The 15,804-nt window shown below is 70.8% G+C and carries 15 protein-coding genes; 8 read left to right on the forward strand and 7 right to left on the reverse strand.

Going from position 1 to position 15,804, the window contains the following annotated elements:
* Positions 1 to 22 precede the first annotated feature (22 nt).
* Positions 23 to 631, forward strand: coding sequence for a Pr6Pr family membrane protein (locus ACEN8D_RS17225; RefSeq protein ID WP_413398448.1), 609 nt, complete (start codon positions 23 to 25; stop codon positions 629 to 631).
* Here the strand turns inward: ACEN8D_RS17225 and ACEN8D_RS17230 are convergent.
* Together ACEN8D_RS17230 and ACEN8D_RS17235 are read right to left on the reverse strand one after the other, a co-directional pair.
* Complete coding sequence (locus ACEN8D_RS17230) at positions 628 to 1,317, reverse strand: YqaJ viral recombinase family protein (RefSeq protein WP_413398449.1); 690 nt, start codon at positions 1,315 to 1,317, stop codon at positions 628 to 630. The two genes, ACEN8D_RS17225 and ACEN8D_RS17230, sit on opposite strands and share 4 nt — an antisense overlap.
* 110 nt (positions 1,318 to 1,427) lie before the next feature.
* Positions 1,428 to 2,639, reverse strand: a complete 1,212-nt coding sequence (locus ACEN8D_RS17235; protein WP_071302604.1) for an ROK family transcriptional regulator — start codon at positions 2,637 to 2,639, stop codon at positions 1,428 to 1,430.
* A 145-nt stretch (positions 2,640 to 2,784) separates the two neighbouring features.
* Here ACEN8D_RS17235 and ACEN8D_RS17240 point away from each other — a divergent pair, with 145 nt between their 5' ends.
* The 6 genes from ACEN8D_RS17240 (at position 2,785) to ACEN8D_RS17265 (ending at position 9,269) form a co-directional block, all read left to right on the forward strand.
* The gene (locus ACEN8D_RS17240; protein WP_092386363.1) at positions 2,785 to 3,531 is read left to right on the forward strand and encodes a sugar phosphate isomerase/epimerase family protein; all 747 of its coding nucleotides are present in this window, start codon (positions 2,785 to 2,787) and stop codon (positions 3,529 to 3,531) included.
* A complete protein-coding gene (locus ACEN8D_RS17245; protein WP_413398450.1) occupies positions 3,528 to 4,685 on the forward strand; it encodes a Gfo/Idh/MocA family protein in 1,158 nt (385 codons plus the stop codon). Before ACEN8D_RS17240 ends, ACEN8D_RS17245 begins: the two co-directional genes overlap by 4 nt.
* Positions 4,686 to 4,777: 92 nt before the next feature.
* Positions 4,778 to 6,079: an ABC transporter substrate-binding protein gene (locus tag ACEN8D_RS17250; protein WP_070418380.1), complete on the forward strand. Its 1,302-nt coding sequence runs from the start codon at positions 4,778 to 4,780 to the stop codon at positions 6,077 to 6,079.
* A gap of 216 nt (positions 6,080 to 6,295) precedes the next feature.
* Entirely contained in the window at positions 6,296 to 7,291 is a 996-nt protein-coding gene (locus ACEN8D_RS17255; RefSeq protein ID WP_092386365.1) for a carbohydrate ABC transporter permease, read from the forward strand.
* Complete coding sequence (locus ACEN8D_RS17260; RefSeq protein WP_070418381.1) at positions 7,284 to 8,123, forward strand: carbohydrate ABC transporter permease; 840 nt, start codon at positions 7,284 to 7,286, stop codon at positions 8,121 to 8,123. The genes ACEN8D_RS17255 and ACEN8D_RS17260 overlap by 8 nt, the downstream gene beginning before the upstream one ends.
* Before the next feature lie 210 nt (positions 8,124 to 8,333).
* Positions 8,334 to 9,269, forward strand: a complete 936-nt coding sequence (locus ACEN8D_RS17265; RefSeq protein ID WP_413400114.1) for a TolB family protein — start codon at positions 8,334 to 8,336, stop codon at positions 9,267 to 9,269.
* A 94-nt stretch (positions 9,270 to 9,363) separates the two neighbouring features.
* Here the strand turns inward: ACEN8D_RS17265 and ACEN8D_RS17270 are convergent, their stop codons facing one another.
* The 5 genes from ACEN8D_RS17270 to ACEN8D_RS17290 all read right to left on the reverse strand — a co-directional run bounded on the left by ACEN8D_RS17270 (position 9,364) and on the right by ACEN8D_RS17290 (position 14,958).
* Positions 9,364 to 10,038: an ABC transporter ATP-binding protein gene (locus ACEN8D_RS17270; RefSeq protein WP_070419492.1), complete on the reverse strand. Its 675-nt coding sequence runs from the start codon at positions 10,036 to 10,038 to the stop codon at positions 9,364 to 9,366.
* Between the two features lie 140 nt (positions 10,039 to 10,178).
* On the reverse strand, positions 10,179 to 11,714 hold the full coding sequence (locus ACEN8D_RS17275) for an ABC transporter permease (protein ID WP_495601084.1): 1,536 nt from the start codon (positions 11,712 to 11,714) through the stop codon (positions 10,179 to 10,181).
* Between the two features lie 87 nt (positions 11,715 to 11,801).
* The gene (locus tag ACEN8D_RS17280) at positions 11,802 to 12,530 is read right to left on the reverse strand and encodes a glycosyltransferase family 2 protein (protein ID WP_070418384.1); all 729 of its coding nucleotides are present in this window, start codon (positions 12,528 to 12,530) and stop codon (positions 11,802 to 11,804) included.
* Positions 12,527 to 13,888 (reverse strand): PIG-L family deacetylase, encoded by a 1,362-nt coding sequence (locus ACEN8D_RS17285; RefSeq protein ID WP_413399780.1) that lies wholly within the window; start codon positions 13,886 to 13,888, stop codon positions 12,527 to 12,529. Before ACEN8D_RS17285 ends, ACEN8D_RS17280 begins: the two co-directional genes overlap by 4 nt.
* The gene (locus ACEN8D_RS17290) at positions 13,882 to 14,958 is read right to left on the reverse strand and encodes an acyl-CoA dehydrogenase family protein (RefSeq protein WP_413461366.1); all 1,077 of its coding nucleotides are present in this window, start codon (positions 14,956 to 14,958) and stop codon (positions 13,882 to 13,884) included. The genes ACEN8D_RS17285 and ACEN8D_RS17290 overlap by 7 nt, the downstream gene beginning before the upstream one ends.
* A 105-nt stretch (positions 14,959 to 15,063) precedes the next feature.
* Here ACEN8D_RS17290 and ACEN8D_RS17295 point away from each other — a divergent pair, with 105 nt between their 5' ends.
* Complete coding sequence (locus tag ACEN8D_RS17295) at positions 15,064 to 15,804, forward strand: response regulator transcription factor (protein ID WP_031274250.1); 741 nt, start codon at positions 15,064 to 15,066, stop codon at positions 15,802 to 15,804.

Here is a 15,804-nt window from a genome sequence, read left to right on the forward strand (position 1 = left end):
GGTGTGCCGGTAGCGTGGCCTGGTGCGCACCCTCGTGAACTCGCTCCGGCTGCTCGCGGTCATCGCCGTCGTGGCCGCCATCGTCGGGCAGTGGCTGGTCAGCTCGAAGCTCCCGAGCTACAACCCGTGGAACTTCTTCGGCTACTTCACGATCCAGTCGAACATCATCATCGCGTTGGCCTTCGCCGTGACCCTCGTCGCGGCGGCCCGCCGGAAGCGCGGGGACCTGCGCGTGAGTCTGTTCCGCGGCGCCGCGACGGTGTACATCGCGACGACGGGGATCGTCTACAACACCCTGCTCACCGGGGTCGACGTGTCGGCGAACGTGCAGTGGTCGAACGACATCCTGCACAAGGTCCTCCCCGCGTACGCGGTGCTGGACTGGCTGCTGTTCTCCGACCGGTCGAAGCTCCTGCTCCGCCACGTGTGGTGGTTCCTCGTCTACCCGGCCATCTGGACGATCGTGGTGCTGGTCCGCGGCGCGACGGACGGATGGGTGCCGTACCCGTTCCTGAACCCCGACCTGGGCTACGGCGTCGTGGCGCTCTACTGCCTCGGGGTGGCGGTGTCGATCGTCCTGCTCGGCGTGCTCGTCATCGGGATGAGTCGCCTGCGGATCGTGAAGGTCTAGCTCCGGAAGTCGCGCAGCCGGTCGAGCACGAGGTCGGCGAGCTGGATCAGCCCGCGGATCTGGTCGTCGTCGCGGTCGACCCACCGGCACTCGGGCTCGTCGGCGACCGGCACGAAGCCGTCGTGGCGTTCCCAGACGAACAGGGTGCGGTCGGCACCGAGCACGTACTGCTGCCACCAGATCTGGCGGAGGTAGTGCCGGGGGATGCTCCGCCAGCCCTTGCCGGTGGTCTTGATCTCGGCGAGGACGACCCGCGACGAACCGTCGACGCCGACGCCGTCCGGGGTCGCGAGGTGGGCGCGGTTGGTGGCGGCGTGGAACAGGTGTGCGGACGGCTGGATGCCGTGCGTCGCGGCGACCCAGGCGGCGATGACCGGTTCGCGTTCCTTGCCGTGCTCCGTGTACGAGTTGCCGGAGAACCGCGAGCCGTACCGCTTGTCGGTGACGACCGCGTCGACGGCGCGCAGCGAGGCGAGCCGGGCGACGTCGGTGGCGGTGATGCCCATGGCGCGGGCGCGGAGCCACGCGACGCGGTCGGAGGAGTGCGCGACGATGCGCTCGGTGTGCCCGCGGAGCGCGGTGAACGCGTCGTGCGCAACGGGTCCCGACGTCGGCGTGCCGGGGGCGGGTTGCGCCTCCAGGCCGGGGTCCAGGTCGCCCCACAGGGTGGGCTGCACGATCGTCACCCGACGATTGTCTCCCCACGCACCGACGAGACGAAACCGACGCACCGGCGGACCCACGGACGCGACGCACCGGCAGACGCACCGGCGGACGCACGGACGCGACGCACCGGTCAGGAGACCAGCTGGCGCCCCTCGGCGAACGTCACCAGCTCGTCGACCCCCGCGGGGGAGAGCGCGTACCCGATGGCGAGCGCCGCCGCGCCCTGGAGCGCCGCGAGCGACCCGGCCCGCGACTGCGCGATCACCAGGTGTTCCGTGGCGAGGGGCATGGAGCGGGAGTAGACGACCTCGCGGACCCCGGCGAGGAGGTGCTCCCCGGCCTGCGTGATCGATCCGCCGAGCGCGATGACCGACGGGTTCATGAGCGAGACGCACGTGGCGAGGACCTCGCCGATGTCACGTCCGGCCTGGCGCACCGCCTGGATGGCGTCGAGGTCCGAGCGGTTGACGAGTTCGAGGACGTCCGCGCTGGAGTGCACGTCGTGCCCCTTCGCGCGGAGTCGTCGGGCGATGGCCGGACCGGAGGCGACGGCCTCGAGGCACCCGGTGTTCCCGCAGTGGCACGGCACGTCGCCGGCGCTCGAGACCCGGACGTGACCGATGTCACCCGCGGTGCCCTGCGCGCCGCGCTGGAGCTCGCCGTCCGAGACGATCCCGGAGCCGATGCCGGTGGCGACCTTGACGAAGAGCAGGTGGTCGACGCCGGGCCAGCCGTGCTCGCGCTCCCCGAGGGCCGCGATGTTCACGTCGTTGTCGAGCAGGACGTGGGCGGCGATGTGCGCGCGCAGCCATCCCGGCACGTCGAAGCCGTCCCAGCCCGGCATGATCGGCGGGTTCGCGGGGCGTCCGGTGGAGAACTCGACCGGCCCCGGGACGCCGATGCCGATCGCGATGACGTCGTCCCGGGCGCGGCCGACCTCGTCGAGGAGCGCGTCGATCGTCTCGACGAGCCACGTCAGGGTGGGGACCGGGCCGGCAGCGATGTCGATGCGTGCCTCGCGGGTGGCGAGCGGCTCGGCGACGAGGTCGGTGACGGCGACGCGGCCGTGGGAGGCCCCGAGGTCGGCGGCGATGACCAGGCGTGCGCGGGGCATGAGCGCCACCTGCGCAGGCGGGCGTCCGCCCGTGGACGCCGCGGTGTCCACGGGTCCGACGAGCCCGACCTCGATGAGGGCATCGAGGCGCACGCCGATCGTGGAGCGCGCGAGTCCCGTCAGGCTGGCGAGCTCGGCCCGGGTCCGCGGCACGCCGTCGCGGAGGATCTGGAAGAGCTCGCTCGTCCCGACCGGAGGCGACGCTGCCGTCCGGTTCAAGTCGACCATGTGGGGGAGTGAAGCACACATCGAACGCGCCACGCAACGAAGTTCGTCGAAGAACCACGAACTTCTGCTTGACCGCCGACAAAAGTGGTCATAGTGTGACGCTCGGTCGACGTCGACCACACCATCTCGACGAGGAGAACCCCTGGTGACCCAACCGCTCTCGGTCCAGCTCTACACAGTCCGCGACGCCCTCGCTGCCGATCTGCCCGGCACGCTGCAGCGCATCGCCGACATCGGCTACACGAACGTCGAGGCCTTCGGCTTCGTCGACCGTGCCGAGGCGCTGCGCGATGCCCTCGCCGCGGCCGGACTGCAGAGCCCGAGCGGTCACGCCCGACTCCTCGACGCCGGCGAGCAGGACCTCGAGCAGATCTTCCACGCGAGCGTCACCGTCGGCCTCACGACCCTGATCGACCCGCACATCGACGAGGCCCGCTGGACCACCCGCGAGGACGTCGAGGCCATCGCCCGCGAGCTGAGCGCCCTCGCGCCGCGCGCAGCGGACCACGGTCTCACTCTCGGCTACCACAACCACGCGTTCGAGTTCTCGAACCGCATCGACGGCGTCTCCGCCTACGAGGTCTTCGCCGACGCGCTGTCCGACGACGTCGTGCTCGAACTCGACACCTACTGGGTGAAGGTCGGCGGCGACGACCCGGTGGCGATCATCGGCAAGTACGGCGACAAGGTCCAGTTCCTGCACGTCAAGGACGGCGACGGTTCGCACGACGACAAGAAGCAGGTCGCCGTGGGCAACGGTGTCATGCCGATCCGCGAGATCATCGCCGCGGCGCCGGACGCGCTGCACGTCGTCGAGCTCGACGACCACGAGGGCGACGTCTTCCAGGCCGTCACCGACTCCTACACGTTCCTCGAGGGGGCCCGCGCATGACCGACACCACCACCGCGACCGACACGCAGGTCGACGCCACCGAGACCACCCGCACCGGCCCGGTCGGCGTCGGCGTCATCGGCGCCGGGGTCATCTCGGACCAGTACCTCTCGAACCTCACGGTCTTCCCCGACGTGACGGTGCACTTCATCGCCGACATCGACCTGCCCCGCGCAGCAGCCCAGGCGGAGAAGTGGGGCGTCGCCGGATCCGGCACGGTCGAGGAGCTCCTCGCGAACGACGACATCGAGATCGTCGTCAACCTGACGATCCCGGCCGCCCACGTCGAGGTCGCCCTGCAGGCCCTCGCCGCCGGCAAGCACGTCTGGGGCGAGAAGCCCTACGCCCTCGACCGTGCGAGCGCCGCCGAGCTGCGCGACGCCGCCCGTGCCGCCGGCAAGACCGTCAGCGTCGCCCCGGACACGTTCCTCGGCGCCGGGCTCCAGACCGCGCTGCGCACCGTCCGCGACGGTCGCATCGGCACCCCGCTCAACGGCCTGACGCTCTTCCAGAGCCCCGGCCCGGAGTCGTGGCACCCGAGCCCCGAGTTCCTCTTCGCGTACGGCGCCGGCCCGCTGTTCGACATCGGCCCGTACTACATCACGACCCTCGTGCAGGCGTTCGGCCCGGTGAAGAAGGTCACCGCGACCGCGTCGAAGTCCCGCGCGACCCGCACCATCGGCTCCGGCCCGAAGGCGGGCACCGAGTTCCCGGTCGAGGTCCCGACGAACCACTCGGCCCTCATCGAGTTCGAGAACGGCGGCAGCGCGCAGAGCGTCTTCTCGTTCGAGTCCGACCGCGGCCGCACCGGCTTCGTCGAGATCGCGGGCGAGACCGGCACGGTCGTGTTCCCCGACCCGAACAACTTCGACGGCGACACCGAGCTGTACGCACTCGGTTCCGAGGAACCCGAGACGATCCCCGCCGTGGGGTCCACCTACTCGCGCGGCACCGGCGTGGTCGACCTGGCCCGCTCGCTCCGTGCAGGAGAAGAGAACCGGGTCCCCGGTGCCCTCGCCTTCCACGTCCTCGACGTGATGGTCTCCATCGCCGAGGCAGCCGAACGTGGTGAGGCGGTGCTCGTGGAGAGCACCGTCGCACCCTCCCCGACCCTCCCCGAGGGCTGGGACCCCGCGGCGTCGACCCTGGCCTGACCGGCCGGAGCGGCACCGCACACACAGCAGCACCCGACAGCACGACCAGTACCACCCCCTGCACCATCTCAACGACGAGAAAGTAGAGAGTCATGCGCACTGCCATCCGCGCACTGGCCATCACCGCGGCCGCGGCACTCACCGTGACCGGCCTCGCAGCCTGCTCCTCCGGAGGCTCCGGTTCGTCCGGCGACTCCAAGACGCTCACCTACTGGGCGTCCAACCAGGGCACGTCGCTCCAGAACGACAAGGAGGTGCTGACCCCCGTCCTCAAGAAGTTCACCAAGGAGACCGGGATCAAGGTCGACCTCCAGGTCATCGGCTGGAACGACCTGCAGAACAAGATCCAGACCGCCGTCACCTCGGGCCAGGGCCCGGACGTCGTCAACATCGGCAACACCTGGGCGACCTCGCTCCAGGCCACCGGCGCCTTCCAGGAGTTCGGTGACTCGGAGATGAAGGCGATTGGCGGGTCCGACAAGTTCGGCAAGGTCGCACTCTCGACCGGTGGCGCGCCCGGCAAGACCGTCACGAGCGTCCCGCTCTACGGCCTCGCCTACGGCCTGTACTACAACAAGAAGATGTTCTCGGACGCCGGCATCGAAGCGCCGACCACGTGGGAGGACCTCACCGCCGACGCGAAGAAGCTCACCTCGGGTGACAAGTACGGCTTCACCATCGCCGGTGGCTCGTACACCGAGAACTCGCACTTCGCGTTCATCACCTCCGCCCAGAACGGCGGCGAGTGGTTCGACAAGGACGGCAAGCCGACCTTCACCCAGAAGGCGAACGTCGACGGCATCAAGCGCTACCTCGACCTGATGCAGTCCGACAAGGTCGTCAACCCGTCGAACGCGCAGTACGACAACGGCACCCAGGCCGTCTCGGACTTCGCGAACGGCAAGGCCGCGATGATGCTCACGCAGAACAACGCGAACGCGACCATCACGTCGCAGGGCATGAAGACGGACGAGTTCGGCGTCGTGCCGTTCCCGACCACCGCTGACGGTCAGGACATCGCGTCCTTCCCGGCCGGCATCAACCTGTCGATCTTCAAGAACACGAAGAACAAGGACGGCGCGCTCAAGTTCGTCAAGTACATGACGAGCGCGGACACGCAGACGACGCTCGACAAGCCGTACTCGGCGCTGCCGGTGCTCGCCGCGGCTGCTGACTCGGTCACCGACGAGCAGACGAAGACGTTCCTCGACATCTACAACAACAAGGCGAAGCCGCTCCCGCTGGTGCCCGCCGAGGACCAGTTCGAGTCCACGGTCGGCAAGGCGATGAACGACATGTTCGCCAAGATCGCGACCGGTTCCACCGTCTCGGACAGCGACATCAAGTCGGCGCTCCAGACCGCCCAGGACCAGGTGTCCCAGGCCGCTGGTTGATCCGCCCAGGAGGCCCGGGTCGCGTCCGCAAGGACGCGCCCCGGGCCTCCACCCCTCAGGTCCACGGCCCCGCCCACGTCGAGCCCGCGACCTGCGGTTCCGCACCCGGCCACACGCCGGGGGTGAGCCGATCGGCTCACGCATGCCGCGCCTCCCGACCGCTGCCACGGTCCGCGCGAAGCACCCGATCCCCCTCCTGCCGAAAGGCCCCCGCTCATGTCCACCTCGGTCCTGCCCGACTCCGAGCGCATCGACCTGACCCACACGAAGGGCCCGACCACGTCGGGCCGTCCGCCCGGTCGGAAGCGCAAGGGACACTGGCTGCCCTACGCGCTCGTCGCGCCCGCCATCCTCTTCGAGCTGCTGATCCACATCGTGCCGATGCTCACCGGCATCTGGATCTCGTTCATCCAGCTCACCAAGTACTTCATCGCCAACTGGGGTGCCGCACCGTTCGCGGGGCTGCGCAACTACTCGGTCGTCATCGACTTCGACCAGGCGATCGGCAAGGGCGTCCTGAACTCGTTCCTCATCACGTGCGGCTTCACGGTCCTCGTGGTCGGGCTCTCGTGGACCTTCGGCATGGCCGCCGCGGTCGCGCTGCAGAAGCCGTTCAAGGGGCGCGGTCTGTTCCGCACGCTCTTCCTCGTGCCGTACGCGCTGCCGATGTACGCCGGCATCATCACCTGGAAGTTCATGTTCCAGCGTGACTCGGGTGCGATCAACCACATCCTCGTGGACCAGCTGCACCTGTTCAACGGCACCGGGCCGTTCTGGCTGATCGGCTCGAACGCCTTCGTCTCGGTCGTCGTCGTGGCGATCTGGAAGACCTGGCCGTTCGCGTTCCTCATGCTCATGGCCGGCCTGCAGTCCGTGCCGAACGACGTGTACGAGGCCGCCTCGGTCGACGGCGCGAAGCCCTTCCGGCAGTGGCGCTCGATCACGCTGCCGATGGTGCGCCCGGTCAACGTGACGCTCGTGCTCGTGATGTTCCTCTGGACGTTCAACGACTTCAACACACCGTTCGTGCTGTTCGGCTCGACCGCCCAGCCCCCGGCGGCGGACCTGTTGAGCTTCCACATCTACAACGCGTCCTTCATCACCTGGAACTTCGGCTCCGGTGCCGCGATGAGCGTCCTGCTCCTCATCTTCCTGCTCATCGTCACCGGCATCTACCTCGCCGTGACCAACCGGAGGTCCGTCCGTGCGTGAGACATTCGGCGCCAAGTCCTTCAAGGTCGTGACCCTGGTCGTCCTGACCCTGTTCACGGTCGTCCCGCTCTACGTGATGATCACGACGGCCATCAAGCCGCTCGGTGACGTGCAGAACGACTTCACGTGGATCCCGACGAACATCACCATCCAGCCGTTCATCGACATGTGGTCGACGGTCCCGCTCGGCAAGTACTTCATCAACTCGCTCGTGGTCTGCACGGTCGCGACGGTGTTCTCGCTGATCATCGCGACCTTCGCCGCCTACGGTGTCTCGCGCTGGAACTTCAAGGGCAAGAGCACCTTCACCACCGCGGTGCTCTCCACCCAGATGTTCCCCGGCGTGCTGTTCCTGCTCCCGCTGTTCCTCATCTTCACGAACCTCGGGAACGCGCTCGGCATCCAGCTCGTCGGCAGCTGGACCGGCCTGATCATCACGTACCTGACGTTCACGCTCCCGTTCTCGATCTGGATGCTCGCGGGCTACTTCGAGACCATCCCGCGTGAACTCGACGAGGCCGCGATGGTCGACGGCTCCGGCCCGATGGGTGCCCTGTTCCGGGTCATCCTGCCCTCGGCGCGTCCGGGTCTGGTCGCGGTCGGCATCTACTCGTTCATGACGGCGTGGGGCGAGGTGCTCTTCGCTTCGGTCATGACGAACGGCGACGGGCAGACGCTGGCCGTCGGTCTGCAGCAGTACTCCACGCAGACGAACGTGTACTGGAACCAGATCATGGCGGCGTCCCTCGTCGTCTCGATCCCGGTCGTGATCGCGTTCCTCATCGTGCAGCGGCAGTTCGTCGCCGGCCTGACGGCCGGTGCGGTGAAGTAGGCAGGACCGCCTGACGGGAGGCGCGGTGCGGGTCCGACCCGCACCGCGCCTCCCGTCCGCGCGTGCGCTGGTGCGCTGGTGCGTGCGCTGGTGCGCGGGTGCGTGCGCTGGCAGCGAGACTCGGCCGGGCGGACGCTTTCGCGTCCGCGAGGCCACGAAGGTGTCCGCCGGGGCGAGACTCGGCGGACGGAATCCGGACAGGATGGGACCATGAGCGAGCCACGCGGGCGGCAACTGCTGCCGGGACAGACCAGCCGAGTGCACGTGTACGACGTCGAGAGCCGGACGAGCCGGCTCGTGCTCGAGTCGAGCTCGGTGCTCGTCGAGGCGCCGAACGTGCTGCCCGACGGCACCCTCGTGCTGAACGGGAACGGCGACCTCTGGCTGCTGCGGCCCCCTGCCGACGGCGACGCCGTGCTCGACGAGACCGCCCTCGTGCGCGTCCCGATGCCCGGCGTCCCCGAGATCAACAACGACCACGTGCTCGACCCCTCGGGCAACTCCGTCGTGGTGAGCGCCCGCGACGGGGACCTGTACCGGGTGCCGGTGCCGGCCGGGGGAGCGGCGGCGACCCTCACCGACGTCACCACCGCGCTACCGGTCGTCCGGAAGTTCTACCTGCACGGCATCGCGCCCGACGGCGAGACCCTCGCGGCGATCGTCGGGGAGCGCACCGAGGAGGGCGTCTGGACCACCGACGTCGCCCTCGTCGACCCGGCCACCGGGGACCCGACGTTCCTGACCCGCGACGAGCACCCCGACGACGGCGTCTCGTTCGCGGGCGAGATGCTCGTGTGGAACTCGGAGCGGTTCACGCCGGGCACCGCGCAGCTCGTCGCCCTCTGGCCCGGGGCGACCGACCCGGTCCGGATCACGAACGACGACCGGGTGAACTGGTTCCCGCACGTCTCGCCGGACGGTGCCCACCTGCTCTACCTGTCGTACGAGCCCGGCGTGCAGGGCCACCCCGCCGACCACCGCGTGGAGCTCCGGCTCCTGCCCGGCTCGCTCGTGCGCGGTGCCCGGATGGCCGTCCAGCCGGAGACCCTCGTCACGCTCGAGGGCGGGCAGGGGACCGTGAACGTGCCGCCGTGGTCGCCGGACTCGCGCTGGTTCGCGTACTGCGACTACCCGGCGGGCGGCTGAGGGGCGCGAGACTCGCCGCCGCGGACACTTTCGTGGGTCGAGTGCCGCGAAAGTGTCCGCGTGGCCGAGACTCGGCCCCGGCGGCCCGGCCTGCCTACACCTCGCGCACCTGACCCTGCTTGATGTGCAGGCGGCGCTCGGCCCGCTTCGCCACCCACGAGTCGTGCGTGACGATGACCACCGTGAGCCCGCGCTCCTTCCACTGCTTCTCGATGAGTCCCATGATCTCGTCACGGGTCGCCTCGTCGAGCGCACCGGTCGGCTCGTCCGCCAGCAGCACGCTCGGGTTCTTGACCAGCGCGCGCGCGATGGCCACGCGCTGCTGCTGCCCGCCGGACAGCTCCGCGGGCAGGTGGTCGAGCCGTTCGCCGAGGCCGACCTCCCGGAGCGCCGCGGTCGCCCGGTCGCGGATCTCCGACCGCGACCGGTTCGCGAGGGACCCGGCGAACGCGGTCTCGACGTTCTCCAGCGCCGTCAACGTCGGGATGAGGTTGAAGCTCTGGAAGACGAACCCGATCTCGGTCGCCCGTAGGTTCGTCAGCGCCCCGTCCCCGAGCTTCGCCACGTCCTGGTCACCGAGGAGCACGCTGCCGGCACTCGGGCGGTCGAGCGCGCCGAGCATCTGCAGCAGGGTCGACTTGCCGCCGCCGGTCGGCCCCTGGATCGCGACGAGCTGCCCCTGCGGGATGGTCAGGTCGACGTTCGTCAGCGCGGTGACGGTCCGGTTCTTCTGCTTGTACGTCTTGCTCACGTTCTTCAGGGCGTAGATCGGCCTGGAGGCGCGGCTCGCCTCCGCAGCGGAGGGCGCGGTGTCGATGCTGGTCACGGGGGCTCCTGTCGGTTCCGGTGTCGATGCGGTGCTGTCGGGGCCGGCGACGACGGGGGTCGTGCCGGTGGTCGGCCCGGGCATCAGGCCACGCTCCGCAGTGCCTCGGCCGGACGGAGCCGGCTCGCCCGCCAGCCGCCGAGTGCGCCGGCGATGAGGCCGCCGAGCACGGCGAGGCCGATCGCGAGCAGGATCACCTCGACGGTGACGGGGGCGTGCAGGACGACGTCGGTCGTCGAGGCCGCGCTCGCACCGCCGCCGCCGAACCCACCGGCGGGGGCACCACCGGTCGTGCCGCTGCCGGCCGCCGCCGTCGCCGCGCCGCCGGGCATCCCGCCGCCGCCCATGCCGCCGCGGTTCGTCGTGGACGAGGCGCTCGCCGAGATCGTCGGGGAGATGACGTTCACGACGAGGATGCCGATGAGACCAGCGGCCGCACCGATCACGCCGCCGATGATGCCCTGCACGAGGGACTCGCCGGCGACCTGGCGCGTGATGCGGCCGTTCGACCAGCCGATCGCCTTGAGGGTGCCGAACTCCCGCGTGCGTCGGGTGACGCCGGAGATCGTGAAGAGGATGGCGATGAGGAACGCCGCCGCGAGGACGACGATCGACAGCCAGGTGCCGAGGTTCGAGACGAGGCTCGAGGCGGTGCTCAGCGAGCCGGAGACGCTCGACGCGAGGTCGGCCTCGGTCGAGACGGTGGCGCTGGTGAGCTGCTTCTGCAGCGCGGACTTGATCGTGCCGACGTCCGACGAGGACGACGCGGAGACGTAGATCGAGGTGACCTTGCCGTCCAGGTCGGCCAGGGACTGCGCGGTGTCCAGCGGGATGTACGTGTTCGAACCGGTGGTCGACGACGAGCCGGTGGACGACACGATGCCGATGACCGAGAAGTCCTTCCCGCCGATGGAGACGGTGTCGCCGACGGCCTTCGACTCGCTCTTCGCGTAGGCGGCGTCGAGCACGACGACGTCCTTGCCCGCGTCCGCCGACGTGAACGCGCGACCCTTCGTGAGCTCGGTGCTCGTCAGCGGCCCGACGGTGTCACCGGACACCGGGATGCCCGTGACGGTGAACGAGTCGACGCTGAACGACCCGCCGCCGAAGCCGCCGCCCTCACCGCCGCTCGGAGGACCCTGCTGGGTCCCGGTGCCGCTGCTGTCGCTCGAGCTGCTGCTGCTGTCCGACTGCTGCTGCACCTGGCCCGAGAACGTGCTGTTCTCGAGGGTCAGGACACCGGTCGCGGCCTTCACTCCGCTCGTGCTCGTGACGGTCTGCACGTCCGACGCGCTGAGCGTGCTGGACCCGCGGGAGACGGCGAGCCGGGACTGCGACAGGTCGGTTGAACCACTGCCGCTGCCGGAGCTGCCCTGGCTGCCGAAGTCGAAGCTCGGACGCCCGGTGGCGGAGCCGGTCGGGGTCTCGGTCTTCGTCACGGTGATGTCGGTACCGACGCCGTAGACGGACTGCAGCACGCTCGCCTGCGCGGCCTTCACGCCGCCCGCGATCGAGGACACGATGACCACGAGGGCGATGGCGAGCGCCATGCCGATCGCGATGATGACGGTCTGCTTCTTGCGGTTCGTGAGTTCGCGCCTGAGGTAGGTCAGGAACATGGTTCTCCTCGGTGTTGGGGTCGAGGAGACCGTAGGGAGGCAGTCGATGAGCGGTGCTGCGGGATCCCAAGAACTTCCGATGAAGCCTCAGCTGGCGTCGCCGTACGTCCGGCGGAGGTGCTCGGCGTAGCCACCGGGTGTCCGACCGTCGAACCGGCCGCTCGTCACCACGGGGAGGTCCGTCGTCGCACGCACGTCGAACCCGAGGGCTCGTGCACGCTCGACGAGCCGGACGTCCTCGTGCTCGGGCACCGGGTCGAAGCCGCCGATCGCCAGGCACACGTCCCCCCGCAGCCCGAGGTTCGCACCGTGCACGTGGCCGAGCGTCGACCCCGGCGGGTGCGCGTGCGTCCACCGGGCGAGGACCACGGGGTCGAGGTCGTCCGGGTCCGGGACCACCGCCCCCACCAGGACGTGCGCGCCGTCGGCGTGGGCCTCGACCTGCTGCACGAGCCAGCCCGGGTCGACGCGGGAGTCGGCGTCCGTGTGGGCCGTCCACCGCTCGGACGGCTCCGGGCCCGTCGCGAGGGCACGGGTGGTCCCGACGGCCCGTGCTCGTCCGACGCCGAGGTGCGCGGTCTCGACGACCTCGAGGGGGACCTCGGTCCAGAGCGGGTCCGCGGCCGCCGCCGACCGGAGGACGAACGCCGTCCGGTCCGTGCACCCGTCCAGGACGACCACGACCGACACCTCGACGGTGGGGTGCGCTCGCCGCAGGACCCGGACCGCGTCGGCGAGGGCCTCGACGCAGCCGCCGATGCCGTCCTCCTCGTCGTGCGCCGGCACGACGACGTCGACGCGTGCGGGGAGCGTCACGGGGTCAGCCCTTCCGTCGTCGCGACGGAGACCACCGCCGGACCGGGGAAGACGCTCAGGACGAAGTCCTCCTCGACGTGCCGGACGAGCGCGGGCCGCGGCCACCGCTCGGCGATCCGGGCGTCCACGGCGTCGCCCGAGGTCACGGCGTCGTCGTCGGGGTGCCGCCAGTGACAGGCGACGAGGACACCGTCGTCGTCGAGGGAACCGAGCACCCGGTCGATCGTGGCGTCGAGGTCCGCCGGCGACAGGTAGTACCCGACCTCGGACACCACGACGAGGTCCCATCGACCGTCCGGCCACTCCGACGGCAGCTCGGCCTGGACGAACCGGGCGGCCGGCGCACGCAGCCGGGCACGTTCCAGTGGTGCCGCGGCGATGTCGGTCCCGAGCACGGTGTCGGCGCGCTCGGTCAACGCGGCCGTCAGCACCCCCGTCGCGCAGCCGAGCTCGAGCGCGGACCGGTACCGCTCGCGGGGGAGCGCCGCCAGGGTTACGGCACGCTTCCGCCGTTCGTACCAGGAGCCCTCGAAGTCCCAGCCCTCCGGCTTCCGCTCGTAGTGGGCGTCGAAGGACTCCCGGGAGCGGGAGGACTGCACCGCGGACACGGCGAAGAACCACTCGGTCGGCCGCAGGTGGTGCGCGGCGTGCCGGGCGTCGACGATCGCCTCGTCGCCCGGGGCCGGCGAGAGCGGCCGGGTCTGCGAGGGGTAGGCGTCGAGTGCAGCGCGCTTCCGGTCCAGGACCGCCGACGACAGCGCCAGCGACCGGGCCCGGTCCCATGGTGCCGCGGGATCGGACGGCTCGTCCCAGTGCCACGCCCAGATCGGGTACTCGAGCAGCTCCGCTCCCGGAGTGCCCGCGGCGACGTCCGCGGCGACCTCGCCCGCGATGCGGTGGTCCCGGTGCCCGTCCCCACGCCACGGCGCGACGACGAGCACGGGACCGTCGACCGGCCCGACCCGCTCGGTGAGCGCCGTGCGGAGCACCTCCGGGTGCTCGCGGAGCCCACCGTCCGGGACGTCCAGGACCGTCGCGCTCGCCGTGGGGGCGAGTGCTGTCAGCGCCGCCCGGAACTCGGTGTCCCGGATCGTCCGGAGCCGCTCGGGGGAGGTGGTCGGCGAGTCCGGGTGCGAGCCCTCGCCGCGGGTCACGAGCAGCACGTGCACGGGGACACCGGCGTCCGCGGCGGACGCGATCAGCCCGCCGGCGCCGAGGGTCTCGTCGTCGGGGTGCGGTGCGACGACCACGACCGCGGCGACCCCGTCGAGCCGCACCGGCAGCGAGGGCACCGACCGCAGGAAGGGCGTCCAGTCGGCGGGGTCGGTGCCCGGCTCGCGGTGGTCGAAGCTCACCACGCGACACCGCCTCGCTCGACGACGAAGCGACCGGTACGGGCGAGGTCCCGCTCGCCGTGGTCCTGCAGCACGTAGAGCTCGAGGTCGGCGACGCGCGCGGCGACCACCGGGTCTGAGGTCAGGGGAGCGGGGCCGATCGTCCGCACGACGCGCTCACGGACGGCGTCGACCGCCCGACGGACCCGGGAGCGCACGACCTGGGCGAGCAGCGACCAGTCGTCGTCGGAGATCGGGGCGGCCGCGGCGCCGGAGTCGGTGCCCGCGCCGTCGATCCGGGCCGCGGCGTCGGCGAGGGCGTCCTCGGCGTCGGCGAGGTCGGCGACCGTCGCGCCGAGGGCGGCCTGCAGCAGCTCGGACCCGGGCCGGGACGCCACCAGGGAGCGGAGGACCCGGGCGAGTCCGACCGCGCCGCCCCACCAGCACGCCGCGACACCGATCCCGCCCCAGGCGAACCCCGGACGTGTGAGGTACCAGCCGGGAGCGCCGACGGGCGTCGCGTGCACCCCGTCGAAGTCGACCGGGCCGCTCGGCACGTCCGGCATGCCACGGGCGACCCAGGCCTCGTCGTGCACCGTCACACCGTCCTGCCGGAGGTCCACCGCGAACAGCTGCCGCTCGTCCCCGACGTGGGCGGTGACGAGCGCGTTCGAGAGGCTCGACGCGAGGGAGCACCACGGCTTCGTGCCGTCGAGCGCGAACGAGCCGCCCGAGCCGCCCGACGTCGCCGTGAGCCGCAGCCCCGGGCCCTCGGCGGCGAACACGCCCCACGTCGACCCCTCCGGAGCGTCCACCCCGGCCTGCGCGAGGATGCCGAGCGCGTCGAGGTGCGGCTCGACCGTGCGCGCGAGGGCGACGTCCGCGGCCGCGACGGCAGCGAGCGCGGCGAAGGAGCCACCGGCCGTCCCCGCGGACAGCAGCGGGGCCGTGGAGGCGACCGACCGCGCGAACGCGAGCCGGTCCGCCGGGGTCGCGCCGCGCCTCCCGGGACCGCCTGCGATCCGGGCGGACTCCTCGATGCGCGCGGTGTCGACGGATCGGGCGGAGGCCGGCCAGGCCGAGGATCGGAGCATGGCACTCACGGTACGGAGCAGGCGCCGTGCGCCGGCTCGGGAATCCACAGAGCGCGGAGGGGCGCCCCACAGACCGCTCATAGGAAACTCTCGATACTCGAAGACGTGACCATCTCCCAGCCTGCAGCAGCCCCGCGCCTCACGCGTGCCGACGGAACACCGTTGCGCATCCTCGTCGTCGACGACGAGGCCAGCCTCACCGACCTCCTGTCCATGGCGCTCCGCTACGAGGGCTGGGACGTCAAGAGCGCGAACGGCGGCCAAGACGCGCTGAGCACGGCGCGCGAGTGGAAGCCGGACGCGATGGTGCTCGACGTGATGATGCCGGACCTCGACGGTCTGCAGGTGCTCAGCCGGCTGCGGCAGAACAACGACGACACCCCCGTGCTGTTCCTCACCGCCAAGGACTCCGTTGAGGACCGCGTCACCGGTCTCACCGCGGGCGGCGACGACTACGTCACGAAGCCCTTCTCCCTCGAAGAGGTCGTGGCGAGGCTCCGCGGGCTCATCCGTCGCTCCCAGATCTCGATCTCCGAGGCCGGCGACTCGCGCATCGTCGTGGGCGACCTGGTGCTCGACGAGGAGTCGTACGAGGTGTCCCGCGCCGGTCGGCCGATCGAGCTGACCGCGACCGAGTTCGAGCTCCTCCGCTTCCTGATGCGCAACCCGCGCCGCGTGCTGTCGAAGGCGCAGATCCTCGACCGCGTGTGGTCCTACGACTTCGGGGGCAAGTCCTCCGTCGTCGAGATCTACATCTCCTACCTGCGCAAGAAGATCGACGCGGGCGAGACCCCGATGATCCACACCGTGCGCGGCGTCGGGTACGTCATCAAGCCCACGTCCTGA

The sequence above is a fragment of the Curtobacterium sp. Curtsp22 genome, assembly GCF_059492135.1.